Raw genomic sequence first — 12571 nt, 5'->3', positions numbered from 1 at the left:
GTCGACCACCCCCGCTCGAGTGCCCGCCGAGGCGGCCGCGACGGTAGGCGCCACCGCCGTGCTCGTCGAAGCGCCGCCCGCCCCGCCCGCCACCGCCACGCCCGCCCGCCCGAGCCGCAACGCCCGAGTCGGACTCGCGCTGACCGCCCTCGGCTGGGCCGTGCACGTGCTCGCGATCGTGCTGCGCGGCGTCGCCGCCGAGCGGGTGCCCTGGGCCAACATGTTCGAGTTCGCTCTCACCGGCACCGGCATCATCGTCGGCGTCTTCCTGTTCGCGAACCTCTGGAAAGACCTTCGCTTCCTCGGCACGTTTGTCACCGGGCTCGCCGTGCTGCTGCTCGTGCTCGCGACCCGCAACCTCTACGTCGACGTCATCCCGTTGCCCCCGGCGCTCGACTCGGCGTGGCTCGTCATCCACGTGCTCGTCGCCATCCTCGCCACCGGGTTCTTCGCCCTCGGCGCGGGTTTGTCGATCACCCAGTTGCTGCAGCAACGTCGCGAGGCGGGTCGTCTCTCCCGAGTCCCGTTCCTGACGCGGGTGCCCGGGGCGACGACTCTCGAGTCGCTTGCCTACCGGGTCAACGTCATCGGCTTCGTGCTGTGGACTTTCACCCTCATGTTCGGCGCCCTCTGGGCCGAACGCGCCTGGGGCCGCTACTGGGGCTGGGACACGAAGGAGGTCTGGACCTTCGTCATCTGGGTCGTGTTCGCCGGCTACATCCACGCCCGTGCCACTCGCGGCTGGCGCGGCACTCCGTCGGCCGTCTTGGCGATCGTCGGTTTCGCGGCGGTGCTCTTCAACTTCACCGTGGTGAACCTGCTCTTCACCGGCATGCACGCCTACTCGGGGCTCTGACCCCCCGCGAGATATCCCATGTGGGATAACTCACGCGCGCGTGAAACCCATTTGGGACAACTCACGCCCGGTCAACTTGCGGCGAGGTCGGCGAGGTGGTCGAGACAGCGCTCCACCCTGGCGAGCCACCAGTCGCGGCGCTCCGTTGGTGCGGCCCATCGGTCGAGCAGGTCGGGGTCGGCATCCACGCGTTCCACCGGGATGCGACCTTCTCGCGGCACCAGCGGATGCGGGGTGACGTCGGCAGCGAGCAGAGCCGCCGTGCCGAGGCCGCAGTCGTAGTCGAGTTCGGGAAGCGCGGCTGCGAGCCGGGCACCCATCGCGAGGCCGACCGAGGTGTCGAGGGCGCTCGACACGACGGCGGGCAGACCGGATGCCGCCACGATCCGCAGGGCCGCCGCGATTCCGCCGAGCGGGGCGGCTTTCACGACGAGGAGGTCGGCGGCACCCGCGGCGACGACGGCCAGCGGGTCGGCGGCCTTCCGCACGCTCTCGTCGGCCGCGATCGGCAGCAGCCAAACCCGCAGGCGAGCCCGCCCTTCGGCCAGCTCAGGCACCCAGGCGCCGGGTTGCTCAAGGTATTCGAGGTCGTACGGGGCTAGGGCGTGTGCCGCATGTTCGGCTTCGTCGACGTTCCAGCCGCCGTTGGCATCCACCCGGATCCGCCCGGCCGGGCCGAGCCGTTCGCGCACCGCGCGCACTCGGGCGACGTCGTCGGCGAGGGTCTGGCCGCGTTCGGCGACCTTCACCTTCACGGTGCGGGTCGCGCCGAAGCGGTCGAGAACGCCCGCGATTTCGGACGGGTCGACGGCGGGCAGGGTCGCGTTGACCGGGATGACGTCGCGCACGAGCGACGGCTCGACACCCCAGCCGTAGTCGATCGCGGCCGCGAGCCAGGTGGAAGCTTCGGTGTCGTCGTACCCGACGAACGGCGCGAACTCGGTCCACCCCGACGGGCCGCGCAGCAGGACGGCCTCGCGCACGTCGATCCCGCGAAACCGGGTCACGAGGGGCAGAGCGACGACGTGCGCCACCTCGCGCAGTTCCTGACCTGACGGCAGTCCCACCGCCCCAGTCTGCTCGCTAGAGTGACGTCATCCGCACCATTCGGCGTGGATCGCCAGGAAGTGAGGCATCGGATGTCTCTTCCCCCACCGCCGCGCCCGCACTACCAGGGCGAGCCGAGCCAGTATCGCCCGGTACAACAGCACCATGTTGCGGCTCAACGGCAGGACAAGGCGCCGACCCTCGGGCAGTACTGGCGCAGTGACACCCGCATCGTCCCCGGTGGCAAGCCGGCGAAATGGGCCGGCCGCGCGGCCTTCTGGCTCGGGTTGCTCGCCGTGGTGCTCTACTTTGCCCCGAGGTTCTTCGCGGACGCACCCACCGTGTTCGCGGCCTTCGCCAGCCCGGTGAGTGTCGTCGCGTTCATCTTCGCCCTCATCGCGATCATCGCGGGTGTCGGTCGCGGCCTCGGTATATTCGGCCTCATCTTCGCCCTCGCCGGCAGCAGCCTGTTCTGGTCGTGGCTGGACAGGACCCTCGCCTGACGCCTCCCTTAGGCTCATGAGCGTGACCCTCGACGCGGATGCCGCGCTCACCGAGCCCGCGGCTGCGGAACCGAAACGCCCGGTTCGCTGGCCCGGCCGTACGGCGTTGGCGCTCGGCATCCTGACTCCCCTCGCCGTGATCGCGGGGGTGGCCGCCGTGTCGTTCGACGCGTTCCCGTTGGCGACGATCGCGGCGTGGACCGGGATCGGCGCGAGCGTACTCGCCGTGCTCGGCGGGGTCGCGGCGGCGATCGGCAACTGGGATCGCGGCGCCGCGATCGGCGGCATCGCGCTGGGTCTGCTCACCAACCCGCTCGTGCTGACCTACGGGCTCGACGCCGCCGGGAACGTGTGATGGCCGCCGTCTCCGAACTCTTCGACCCCTCCCGCTGGGTGGTCGCGCCCGGCTTCGACGGCCTCACCGACATCACCTACCACCACGACACGTCCGGCCGCGTCGCCCGGGTCGCGTTCAACCGCCCCGAGGTGCGCAACGCGTTTCGCCCGCACACGGTCGACGAGTTGGCGCGCGCCCTCGACGATGCCCGGATGAATTCGAGCATCGGCGTCGTGCTGTTGACCGGCAACGGCCCCAGCCCGAAAGACGGCGGCTGGGCGTTCTGTTCTGGGGGCGACCAACGCATCCGGGGCAAGGGTGGCTACGAGTACCGAGATAGCGGGTCGAGTGCCGCCGAAGGCGGTGTATCGAGACCGGGCGCCGGCCGGTTGCACATCCTCGAGGTGCAGCGGCTGATCCGCTTCATGCCGAAGGTGGTCATCGCGGTCGTTCCCGGCTGGTCCGCGGGTGGTGGGCACTCGCTGCACGTGGTGTGTGACCTGACGATCGCGAGTCGTGAGCATGGCCGGTTCAAACAGACGGATGCCGACGTCGGTTCGTTCGACGGTGGCTACGGCAGCGCCTACTTCGCGAAGCAGGTGGGGCAGAAGTTCGCCCGCGAGGTGTTCTTCCTCGCCCAGGAGTACGACGCCGAACGCGCGATGCAGATGGGCGCCGTGAACGCGGTCGTGCCGCACGCCGAACTCGAGTCGACGGCGCTGGACTGGGCCGAGACGATCCTCGGCAAGAGCCCCACCGCAATCCGCATGCTGAAGTTCGCGATGAACTCCGCCGACGACGGGATGGTCGGGCTCCAGGTGTTCGCGGGCGAAGCCACCCGGCTCGCCTACGGCACCGATGAGGCAGCTGAGGGTCGCGACGCGTTCCTCGAGAAGCGTCCACCCGACTGGTCGCCGTACTCCTGGCCGTTCTGACCCGATGCGTGCTCTCCGGGTAGTGCCTCCGGGCCCGGGTGTGCTCGCTGCCCTGCGAGCGGCTCTCGCGGGCGGCGACGCGATCATGGTCGGATCGCCGGCGCCCGACCTGCCCGCGGAGGTCGAACAACGGGTCGCCCTCGTCGTCGAAACGAGTGGCTCGACTGGCCGCCCGAAGCGGGTCGCCCTCTCTGCCGACGCCGTCCTGGTGAACGCAGCCGCGAGCGAGTCGGCCCTCGGCGGACCCGGGCAGTGGGTGCTCGCGCTGCCCACCCACTACATCGCGGGGCTCAACGTGCTCACCCGGTCGATCGCGGCACAGCTCGATCCGGTGGCGGTCGAAGGCGCGACCTTCACTGCGGCCGGGTTCGTCGCGGCTGCCCAACGGATGACCGTTCCTGAACGCTTCACCGCGCTCGTGCCCGCGCAGCTCGCGACGCTTCTGGATGACCCCGGCGCGGCCACAGCTCTTGCCGGATTCCAACGCGTGCTCGTCGGGGGCCAGGGCACCCCAGCGCCGCTCCTCGCGCGCGCGAAGGCGGCGGGCGTCCGGGTGACTCGCAGCTACGGCTCGAGCGAGACGAGCGGCGGCTGCGTCTACGACGGGTCGCCCATCGGGCAGACCGAGGTGCGAGTCGTCGACGGCGAAGTGCACCTCGGCGGGCCGACGATCGCCGAAGGCTACCTCGCCGATCCGGAGCTCACGGCCGCGCGGTTCGTGGAAGAACTCGGGATGCGGTGGTTCCGCACCGCCGACGCCGGCACCCTTGACGACGGTCGCGTTACCGTCACCGGACGACTCGATGACGTCATCATCTCCGGCGGCGTGAAGGTCTCCCTGAGCGCCATCGAGCGACTCCTGCGCGAGAACGGCTTCGACGACGCTGTCGTCGTGACGGCTCAGCACGAGAAATGGGGCGAGATGGCCGTCGCGTTCACCGCACGCACAAGCGATCCGGCACCCGCCATCGCCGCGATCGAAGCGGCCCTCGGACCCGCTGCGCGTCCCCTCGTGCGCGGCGGAAGTGTCATCCCGGTCCTGCCGAGCGGCAAACCGGACCGGGTGACCTTGCAAGCGAAAGCGACGCAATAGAGTTCAATCCGTGGCGAAGCAGCAGCGACCGATCCCGCGCGTGAAGATGGACGGCAATCGACCGGTTCCGCCGAAGGCGAAAGTGCGCGGAGCGAAGCTCGCCGCGCCGAAGCCCGCCACCCTCGGCACCTGGATCGCCGGGGCGCGGCCGCTGACGCTCGTGCTGGCGATCGTGCCGGTCGCCCTCGGCACGGCCGCCGCCGCGCAGGTGATGGCGAACTGGTACGACCACTGGGTGCGCGCTCTGCTGTGCCTTGCCGTCGCGGTCTTCCTGCAGATCGGCGTCAACTACGCCAACGACTACTCCGACGGCGTGCGCGGTACCGACCGTGATCGGGTCGGCCCGCAGCGTCTCGTCGGCTCGGGACGCGCGAAGCCGCGCACCGTCCTGATCGTCGCCCTGGTGTTCTTCGCGCTGGCGGCCGTGGCCGGCGGGATCCTCGTGTGGCGTACCGAACAGTGGTGGTTGCTCGCCGTCGGCGCGGTGTGCCAGGTCGCCGGCTGGTTCTATACCGGTGGCCGCCGTCCGTACGGGTACCTCGGTCTCGGCGAACTCGCGGTGTTCGTGTTCTTCGGCATCGTGCCGACTGCGGGCACGATGTTCGTGCAGGTGCTCGACGTCAACATCGAGGCGTGGCTCGCCGGTGCGGCGGCTGGCGCCTTCGCCGCCGCGGTGCTCGTCGCCAACAACGCGCGCGATCGCGAGCGCGACAAGGTGCACGGCAAGCGCACCCTCGCGGTGCTGCTCGGAAGCACGGGCACCCGCATCCTGTACCTCGTGCTCATGCTGGTGCCGTTCGGCATCCTCGCGTTCTTCGCGCTGTTTTACGAGCCGGGCTCGGGCAGCGGGTTCGCCCCGTACGTCTACTTCGCCGGAGTCGCGGCACTGCCCGCGATCCTCATCGCGACGACGGCCCGCACCGCGCGCGAGTGGGTTGTTGTGATGCAACTGACCCTCGTGACGAGCGTGCTGTACGGGCTCGGCCTCGCGGCCGCGATCGTGCTGCCGGGAGCCCTCCTCTAGGAGCCCGGCGCAGTGTCTTCGGCCGCTTCGTCGTCTGTCGGCTTCGGCGCGGCACTGCGCGCTTCCGCGAGTTGCGAAGCGACCCGGTCGCGGAGTGGACGCAGGAAGATGTACGACAGGCAGAATCCGACAACCGCAGCGATCAGGGCGGCGAGCCACCACTCGAGCCCGAGCGCGTACAGAATCGCGAACGGAACCGCGAAGACCAGCACCCGCAGGGCGGAGAACAGCAGCCAGGCACGCACCCGAGAAGTCTAAGTCGACCAACGGAGGCTACCCGGCGACCGACTCCCATGTTGTCCGAGGCTCCACTGCCTAGAATCGGGGCATGACGCGCCTCATCCCGGTTCTGGTGCTCATCGTGGCGTTCACGATCTTCTCCGTCGCGCACCTCGCGCTGACGCCCCGCGAGCAGGTTCGCGGAATCCCGAAGCAGGCCTGGATCGTTTTCGTCATCCTCGTCCCCATCGTCGGCGGCGTGATGTGGTTCGCGGTCGGCCGGGTGCGGGCGGGCGAATCGCCCCGCTCGGCACGCCGGGGTCCGATCGCACCAGACGACGACCCGGACTTCCTGCGGAAACTGAACCGCGAGAAGGCGATGGAAGACCGGATCGAGCAGCTCGAGCAGGAGCTTCGCGACCTCGACGATGACCCGCCCAAGAGCTAGCCGGGCTGGGGGCCTTGAGCCAGCCGCGGCGAGTCCGTCGAGTGACTTCGCGGTCGCGTTTCTCGGGGAGCTGATCCGCCTCGGCGTGCGTGACGTCGTCGTCTGTCCGGGCTCCCGGTCGCAGGCCCTCGCTCTCGCGGCGGCGGAGTTCGAACGTGCCGGACTGCTGCGCCTCCGGGTGCGAATTGACGAGCGTTCGGCGGGCTTCCTCGCGCTTGGTGTCGCGCGGGAGTCCCGCATCCCGGTTGTCGTGGTGACGACGTCGGGCACGGCGGTTGCGAACCTGCACCCCGCGGTGCTTGAGGCGTCGCATTCGGGGGTGCCGCTCGTGGTCGTGACCGCCGACCGCCCCGCCGAGCTGCTCGGAATCGGCGCCAACCAGACCACGGTGCAGGCGGGCATCTTCGGCACGGCGGTGCGGCGGGACTGGGATGTCGCGGCGCCGACGTCTGCCGCCGGCGCTGCAGAGCTCGCGGCGGAGGTCGTCGCCGGGCTGCGCGACCCCATGATGGCCGGGCCGGTCCACGTCAATCTCGCCTTCCGCGACCCGCTCTCGGCTGTCGTGCCACTTCCGAAGGTGGTGCCCGGGGTGTGGGCGATCCCTCTGCCGAAGGGAGAGCCGGTCGCACTCGCAACCGGACCACTCACCGTCGTCGTCGCCGGCACCGGAGCCGGGGAACGCGCGGAGGAGGTCGCCCGAGACCTCGGAGCGCCACTTCTCGCCGAGGTCGCGAGCGGCGCACGGTTCGGGCCGAACCTGGTACCGGCGTATCGCACCCTGATCGTCGAGCCGGGATTCGGTGACCGGATTGAACGTGTCGTCGTCTTCGGGCATCCGACGCTCAGCCGGGAGGTCCCCGCACTGCTGGAACGCGGCGACGTCGAGGTGATCGTCGTGCGCGGCCCTGAGCGGGATGTCTACGACCCGGGTCGTTCGGCGCGCATCGTCGATGGGGTGACCGTCACGAGCGAGCCCGCCCCGGATTCGCGCGCCTGGGTCGGGTCGTGGGTCTCCGCGTCGCGAACGCTCCTCGCCGTCGACGACGTGCCCGCGGCGTCCCTCAGCGACTCCTCGGTCGAGCGTGCGGAGTTCGCCCGGCTGCAGCTCGCCCGGCTGCGCGACCCGGTCACCAGGCGGATGCTGGCGGAATCGGTGTGGGCGAACACCTGGCCGCACGATCGGCTCGTGCTCGGGGCATCCCGGTTGATCCGTGACCTCGACCGGGTCGCGGTGGGCAAGAAGATTCCGGTGCACGCCAACCGGGGTCTGGCCGGCATCGACGGCACGATTGCTACGGCCACCGGCATCGCTCTCGCTTCGATGGGCTCAGGCCGGGAGGGTGTCACCCGCGTGCTGCTTGGCGACCTCGCTCTGTTGCATGACGCCGGATCGCTTGCCCCCACTCCCGGCGAAACCGTGCCGCGGATGCAGGTGATCGTCGGCAACGACGGCGGCGGCACCATTTTCGACGCGCTCGAGGTCGCCGGAACAGCCGACCCCGCCCTCTTCGACCGCGTGCTCTACACCCCGCAGACGGTCGACTTCGCGGCGCTCGCCACCGCCTACGGCTGGGAGCACCGCCGCGCGGCGACGCGTGCCGAACTCGACGACGCGCTCACGGCCTCCGGTGATCGGGTGCTCATCGAGGTTCCGCTCGCGCGGTGACACGGCAGACGCGAGCCTCTAGGGTCGGGCGCATGGCTGATTTAGACACGGCTCGTTCGGACATCACCAGGCTGCTGCGCGTCGGCTCCGGGGTCGACCTCGCGAAGATCGACACGTCAGCTACCCCCGGCTTCGACGGCGACAAGGCCGCGGGCGAGGCGGCGCTCGCCGCGGGCGCCGAGGAGGTCGCCAACCTCCAGGAGCAGCTGTACGCGGCGAGTCGACTGGGCGACCCCCGCAGCGTGCTGCTCGTGCTGCAGGCGATGGACACCGCGGGCAAAGGCGGCATCGTGAAGCACGTCGTCGGGTCGGTCGACCCGCAAGGGGTGTCGATTGCGGCGTTCAAACGGCCGACGCCCGAAGAGGAGGCGCACGACTTCCTGTGGCGCATCCGCAAACGGCTTCCCGCCCCCGGTCTGATCGGCGTCTTCGACCGCTCGCACTACGAGAGCGTGCTCATCCACCGCGTGCGCGGGCTGTCGACCCCGGAGGAGGTCGAGGGTCGATACCCGATGATCGTCGACTTCGAGAAGGAACTCGTGGCTTCGGGCGTCACCGTGGTGAAAGTGATGTTGCACATCTCCCGCGATGAGCAGAAGGCTCGGCTCGGCGAACGCCTCGAGCGTCCCGACAAGCATTGGAAGTACAACCCGGGGGATGTCGACGAGCGCGCGTTCTGGGACGACTACATGGATGCCTACCGCGTCGCGATCGACCGTACGTCGACCGACCCCGCACCCTGGTACGTCGTGCCGGCCGACCGCAAGTGGTACGCACGGCTCGCCGTGCACACCCTGTTGCTCGATGCCCTCCGCTCGCTCAAGCTCGAGTGGCCGGTCGCCGAGTTCGACGTCGAGGTCGAGAAGAAGCGCCTCGCCGCGACCTAGGAGCTATTTGCCCGAAACGGTCGACTTTTCGCGACCTAGGTAAGCCATCTTGGGCAAATGGCCGTGGGGAGCTACCCGAACGCCTCGGCGATGGGGCGGAACTTGAGTTTCGTCTCCGCGAGTTCGCGGTCGGGGTCGGATTCGGCGACGATGCCGGCGCCGGCGAACGCGGTGAGGGTGCCATCGGCATCCACTTCGGCGGAGCGCAGCGAGATCGCCCACTTGCCGTCACCCGCCTGGTCGACCCAGCCGACAGGTCCGCCGTAGCGACCGCGGTCGAAGGGTTCAAGTTCGCGGATCACGTCGAGAGCCGTCCGAGTCGGGGTGCCGGCGACGGCCGCCGTCGGATGCAGTGCGGCGACCAGGTCGAGTGCGCCCGAGCCGTCGGAGAGCCGACCGTGGACGTCGCTCGCGAGGTGCCACAGGTTCGGCAGTTTCAGGGTGAACGGCAGTTCGGTGGACGTGATTCCCGGGCCGTGCGGGCGGAGCGCCGCGAGCACGCTCTCCACCGCGAACCGGTGCTCGTCGAGGTGTTTCGACGAGGTCGCGAGTTCGAGCGCGGCGGCGGCGTCGGCGTCGGCGTCCGCTCCCCGAGCGTGGCTGCCGGCGAGCACGCGCGCGGTGACATCGCCTCCGTAGACCCGCACCAGGGTCTCGGGGCTCGAGCCGAGGTGCCCGTCGACGGCGAACGTCCAGGTGTCGGGGTAGCCGAGGGCGAGTTCGAGCAGCACGCGGCGTAGGTCGGCGCCGGCCGGTACGTGGCCGACCAGGTCGCGGGCGAGCACGACCTTCTCGAGCGATCCGGCGAGGATGCGATCCACAGCGGTGCGAACGGCCTCCCGATACGGGGCGGGCGCCAGCGCACCGGGATGCAGGGGCAGGCGATACTCGGCGCCGAGCGGGGAGGAGACGAGGGGGTCGTCGGCGCCGTTCACCCGGGTCACCCAGCCGACCCCGTCGCGCCGGCCGATGACGACCCGCGGCACGATGAGCACGCTCGTGCGTGCCGAGTCGTCGTCGAACGCGAAGGCGCCGAAACCGACCAGCCCGGAGCCGCCGATTCGCACCTCGTCGTCGACCCGAGCGCTCGCCGCGACGTCGCGCCAGGCGGCTGCGGCATCCGACAAGCGGGTCGGCCCGCGGAACTCGAGCCGGAGCGCCTCGCCGATTCCGGCGATGCCGTCACCGCGCCGCAGGAACAGCAGAGGGTGTGCGGGATCGGAGAAGGGGATGAGCGAAGGGACCGGATCGATCCGGCGCGTTTCGACGGTGAGGTCCGTCACCCCTCCAGCCTAAGCCGCTCTCAGGGCCAGCCCGCTCACCCTGGGTAGGATGGATCAAGTGAGCAGGGCCGATCTGAGCAAAGACCCGGATGACGTATCCGGCATGTTCGATCAGGTTGCATCCGGCTACGAGCGAACGAACGTCGTGATGAGCCTCGGCAACGATCCGTTGTGGAGAATCGCGACCATCAAGGCGATCGAGCCGAAGCCCGGTGAGCGCATCCTCGACGTCGCGACCGGCACCGGGGTCGTCGCCGCACGCCTGCAACGTTCGGGAGCCACCGTCGTCGGACTCGACTTCTCGGCTGGCATGGTCGAGGAGGGCCGCAGGCGCCATCCGAAGATCGAATTCGTGGAGGGCGACGCGCAGAAGTTGCCGTTCGGCGACGACGAGTTCGACGTCGTGACGATCAGTTTCGGGCTCCGCAACGTCGAAGATCCCAAAGTCGCGCTCGCTGAGATGTACCGCGTTCTGAAGCCCGGCGGGCGCCTCGTGATCTGCGAGTTCTCCAAACCGCAGCGGGCCGCGCTTCGATTCGGCTACAACGCATATCTGCGCACCGTAGCCCCGCTGATCGCAAACCTCACGTCGTCGAATCCGGCGGCCTACCGCTACCTCGTCGAGTCGATCGAGGCGTGGCCAGACCAGGGCACGCTGACCCAGTGGATCCGTGGTGTCGGCTTCACCCGCGTCGCCTACCGTGATCTCACCGCGGGCGTCGTCGCACTGCACCGCGGACGTAAGCCCGAAGACCAGGCGATCCGCGCCGCGACCGCCCGACGCACCGGCCGTTCGCGCAAGATCGACACCGCCGGCTGACTGAGGCGACGTTTCCAGATGCTTCGACAGATCGGCCGATCGTGAACCCGAGCCCCTCCCCCGCCCGCCGGAGCAAGACCCTCGGCTCCTCTCTCGGGCTCGGCGAGAAGCTGTTCGCGTCGAGTGAGGAGCGGCAGTTCATCGCCGACATCGAGGCGGGCCTCGCGATCGTCGAAAAGCAGCTCGCGGAACAGGTGCGCTTCACCGACGAGATCGCCGACGTCACGACGCGCTACCTGCTGGATGCCGGCGGCAAGCGCGTGCGCCCGGTGCTGACCCTGCTCACTGCGCAACTCGGCTCAGGGGCCAACCCCGACGTGATCGTCGCCGCCCAGGCGATCGAGATCACCCACCTCGCATCGCTGTACCACGACGACGTGATGGATGAGGCCGAGATGCGTCGGGGGGTGCCGAGCGCGCAAGCGGTGTGGGGCAACTCGGTGGCGATCCTCACCGGGGATCTGCTGTTCGCGCGGGCATCCAAACTGGTCGGCAGTCTGGGCGAGCGAGCCCTCACCATCCAGGCATCCACGTTCGAGCGGCTGTGTCTGGGCCAGTTGCACGAAACCCTCGGGCCGCGGGCCGACGAAGACCCCATCGAGCACTACCTGCAGGTGCTCGCCGACAAGACCGGGTCGTTGATCGCGCTCGCCGGACTGGTCGGCGTGATCTTCTCCGACGCCCCCGAGGAGTACCGCGTACCCGTCGAGACCTTCGGCGAACGCATCGGGGTCGCATTCCAGCTGAACGACGACGTCATCGACCGGTCGAGCGCGGTCGAGCAGACCGGTAAGACGGCGGGCACCGATCTGCGGGCGGGTGTGCCGACCCTTCCCCTGCTCTACCTGCGCGCCCGATCCGCCACTGAACCCGACGCGGCGGCACTGCTCGCGCGGCTCGAGCACGACATCGGGGCTTCGACCGACGACCACGTGCACCCCGACTTCGCGGCCGCCGTTGCCGAGCTGCGTCTGCACGCCGTCACGGACGATACACTCGCCGAGGCGAATCGCTGGGCCGACCTTGCGGTGGAGGCTCTCGAGCCGCTTCCCGCCGGCCCGGTGAAGAAGGCGCTGACCCGCTTCGCGCAGGCGATCGTCGAGCGATCGGGCTGACCCGAGTCCCCGGCACACAGTAAGGAACACCCGTTGACCAAGCTCCGCCTGGCCATCGTCGGAGCCGGCCCCGCCGGCATCTACGCAGCTGACATCCTGCTCAAGCACGAGCGACCCTTCGACGTGTCGATCGACCTGTTCGAGCAGCTGCCCGCTCCCTACGGGCTCGTGCGCTACGGCGTCGCGCCCGACCACCCGCGCATCAAGGGCATCATCACCGCCCTGCGCGAGGTGCTCGATCGCGGCGTCATCCGCATCTTCGGCAACGTCACCTACGGCCGCGACATCACTCTCGACGACCTCAAGAAGCACTACAACGCCGTCATCTTCTCGACCGG

At 69.6% G+C, this 12571-nt stretch carries 15 protein-coding genes; 12 read left to right on the top strand and 3 right to left on the bottom strand.

Annotation, left to right across the window (positions count from 1 at the left end):
* A partial coding sequence (ccsB, locus tag RMO30_RS05755) for a c-type cytochrome biogenesis protein CcsB (protein ID WP_397427900.1) occupies positions 1 to 856 on the top strand: 856 nt, incomplete at its 5' end.
* 71 nt (positions 857 to 927) lie between these two features.
* Here the strand turns inward: ccsB and RMO30_RS05750 are convergent.
* Complete coding sequence (locus tag RMO30_RS05750; protein WP_309710631.1) at positions 928 to 1923, bottom strand: o-succinylbenzoate synthase; 996 nt, start codon at positions 1921 to 1923, stop codon at positions 928 to 930.
* Positions 1924 to 1995: 72 nt separating this feature from the next.
* Here RMO30_RS05750 and RMO30_RS05745 point away from each other — a divergent pair, with 72 nt between their 5' ends.
* The 5 genes from RMO30_RS05745 to RMO30_RS05725 are packed head-to-tail and all read left to right on the top strand — an operon-like array spanning position 1996 to position 5795.
* The gene (locus RMO30_RS05745; protein ID WP_309710628.1) at positions 1996 to 2406 is read left to right on the top strand and encodes a hypothetical protein; all 411 of its coding nucleotides are present in this window, start codon (positions 1996 to 1998) and stop codon (positions 2404 to 2406) included.
* 22 nt (positions 2407 to 2428) lie between these two features.
* Positions 2429 to 2761 (top strand): hypothetical protein, encoded by a 333-nt coding sequence (locus RMO30_RS05740; RefSeq protein WP_309710625.1) that lies wholly within the window; start codon positions 2429 to 2431, stop codon positions 2759 to 2761.
* Positions 2761 to 3678: a 1,4-dihydroxy-2-naphthoyl-CoA synthase gene (locus RMO30_RS05735; protein ID WP_397427899.1), complete on the top strand. Its 918-nt coding sequence runs from the start codon at positions 2761 to 2763 to the stop codon at positions 3676 to 3678. The genes RMO30_RS05740 and RMO30_RS05735 overlap by 1 nt, the downstream gene beginning before the upstream one ends.
* 4 nt (positions 3679 to 3682) lie before the next feature.
* Positions 3683 to 4771, top strand: a complete 1089-nt coding sequence (locus RMO30_RS05730) for an AMP-binding protein (RefSeq protein WP_309710620.1) — start codon at positions 3683 to 3685, stop codon at positions 4769 to 4771.
* Positions 4772 to 4817: 46 nt separating this feature from the next.
* Entirely contained in the window at positions 4818 to 5795 is a 978-nt protein-coding gene (locus RMO30_RS05725; protein ID WP_397427901.1) for a 1,4-dihydroxy-2-naphthoate polyprenyltransferase, read from the top strand.
* Here the strand turns inward: RMO30_RS05725 and RMO30_RS05720 are convergent.
* A complete protein-coding gene (locus RMO30_RS05720) occupies positions 5792 to 6040 on the bottom strand; it encodes a DUF4229 domain-containing protein (protein WP_309710616.1) in 249 nt (82 codons plus the stop codon). The two genes, RMO30_RS05725 and RMO30_RS05720, sit on opposite strands and share 4 nt — an antisense overlap.
* 83 nt (positions 6041 to 6123) lie before the next feature.
* Between RMO30_RS05720 and RMO30_RS05715 the strand changes: the two genes are divergently transcribed.
* Genes RMO30_RS05715 through RMO30_RS05705 form a run of 3 tightly spaced genes read left to right on the top strand, consistent with a single transcriptional unit; the run spans position 6124 to position 9015 of the window.
* Positions 6124 to 6462, top strand: a complete 339-nt coding sequence (locus RMO30_RS05715; RefSeq protein WP_309710613.1) for a PLD nuclease N-terminal domain-containing protein — start codon at positions 6124 to 6126, stop codon at positions 6460 to 6462.
* On the top strand, positions 6443 to 8128 hold the full coding sequence (gene menD, locus RMO30_RS05710; RefSeq protein ID WP_309710610.1) for a 2-succinyl-5-enolpyruvyl-6-hydroxy-3-cyclohexene-1-carboxylic-acid synthase: 1686 nt from the start codon (positions 6443 to 6445) through the stop codon (positions 8126 to 8128). The genes RMO30_RS05715 and menD overlap by 20 nt, the downstream gene beginning before the upstream one ends.
* 32 nt (positions 8129 to 8160) lie before the next feature.
* Positions 8161 to 9015 carry a PPK2 family polyphosphate kinase gene (locus RMO30_RS05705; protein WP_309710608.1) on the top strand — a complete coding sequence of 285 codons (855 nt, stop codon included), beginning with the start codon at positions 8161 to 8163 and terminating at the stop codon, positions 9013 to 9015.
* A 71-nt stretch (positions 9016 to 9086) separates the two neighbouring features.
* Here RMO30_RS05705 and RMO30_RS05700 read toward each other — a convergent pair whose 3' ends face one another.
* Entirely contained in the window at positions 9087 to 10298 is a 1212-nt protein-coding gene (locus RMO30_RS05700; RefSeq protein WP_309710607.1) for a chorismate-binding protein, read from the bottom strand.
* A 58-nt stretch (positions 10299 to 10356) separates the two neighbouring features.
* On the opposite strand from RMO30_RS05700, the gene ubiE reads away from it, so the two are divergent.
* From ubiE to RMO30_RS05685, 3 genes are all read left to right on the top strand, one after another.
* Complete coding sequence (ubiE, locus tag RMO30_RS05695; protein WP_309710605.1) at positions 10357 to 11118, top strand: bifunctional demethylmenaquinone methyltransferase/2-methoxy-6-polyprenyl-1,4-benzoquinol methylase UbiE; 762 nt, start codon at positions 10357 to 10359, stop codon at positions 11116 to 11118.
* A gap of 41 nt (positions 11119 to 11159) precedes the next feature.
* On the top strand, positions 11160 to 12233 hold the full coding sequence (locus RMO30_RS05690; RefSeq protein ID WP_309710604.1) for a polyprenyl synthetase family protein: 1074 nt from the start codon (positions 11160 to 11162) through the stop codon (positions 12231 to 12233).
* A gap of 33 nt (positions 12234 to 12266) precedes the next feature.
* Positions 12267 to 12571 (top strand): FAD/NAD(P)-binding protein (locus RMO30_RS05685; protein ID WP_309710601.1); only part of this gene is annotated, 305 nt, incomplete at its 3' end.

It is taken from the genome of Pseudolysinimonas sp., assembly GCF_031389465.1.
GTDB lineage: Bacteria > Actinomycetota > Actinomycetes > Actinomycetales > Microbacteriaceae > Pseudolysinimonas_A.
This window is presented reverse-complemented; position numbering and strand designations above follow the sequence as displayed.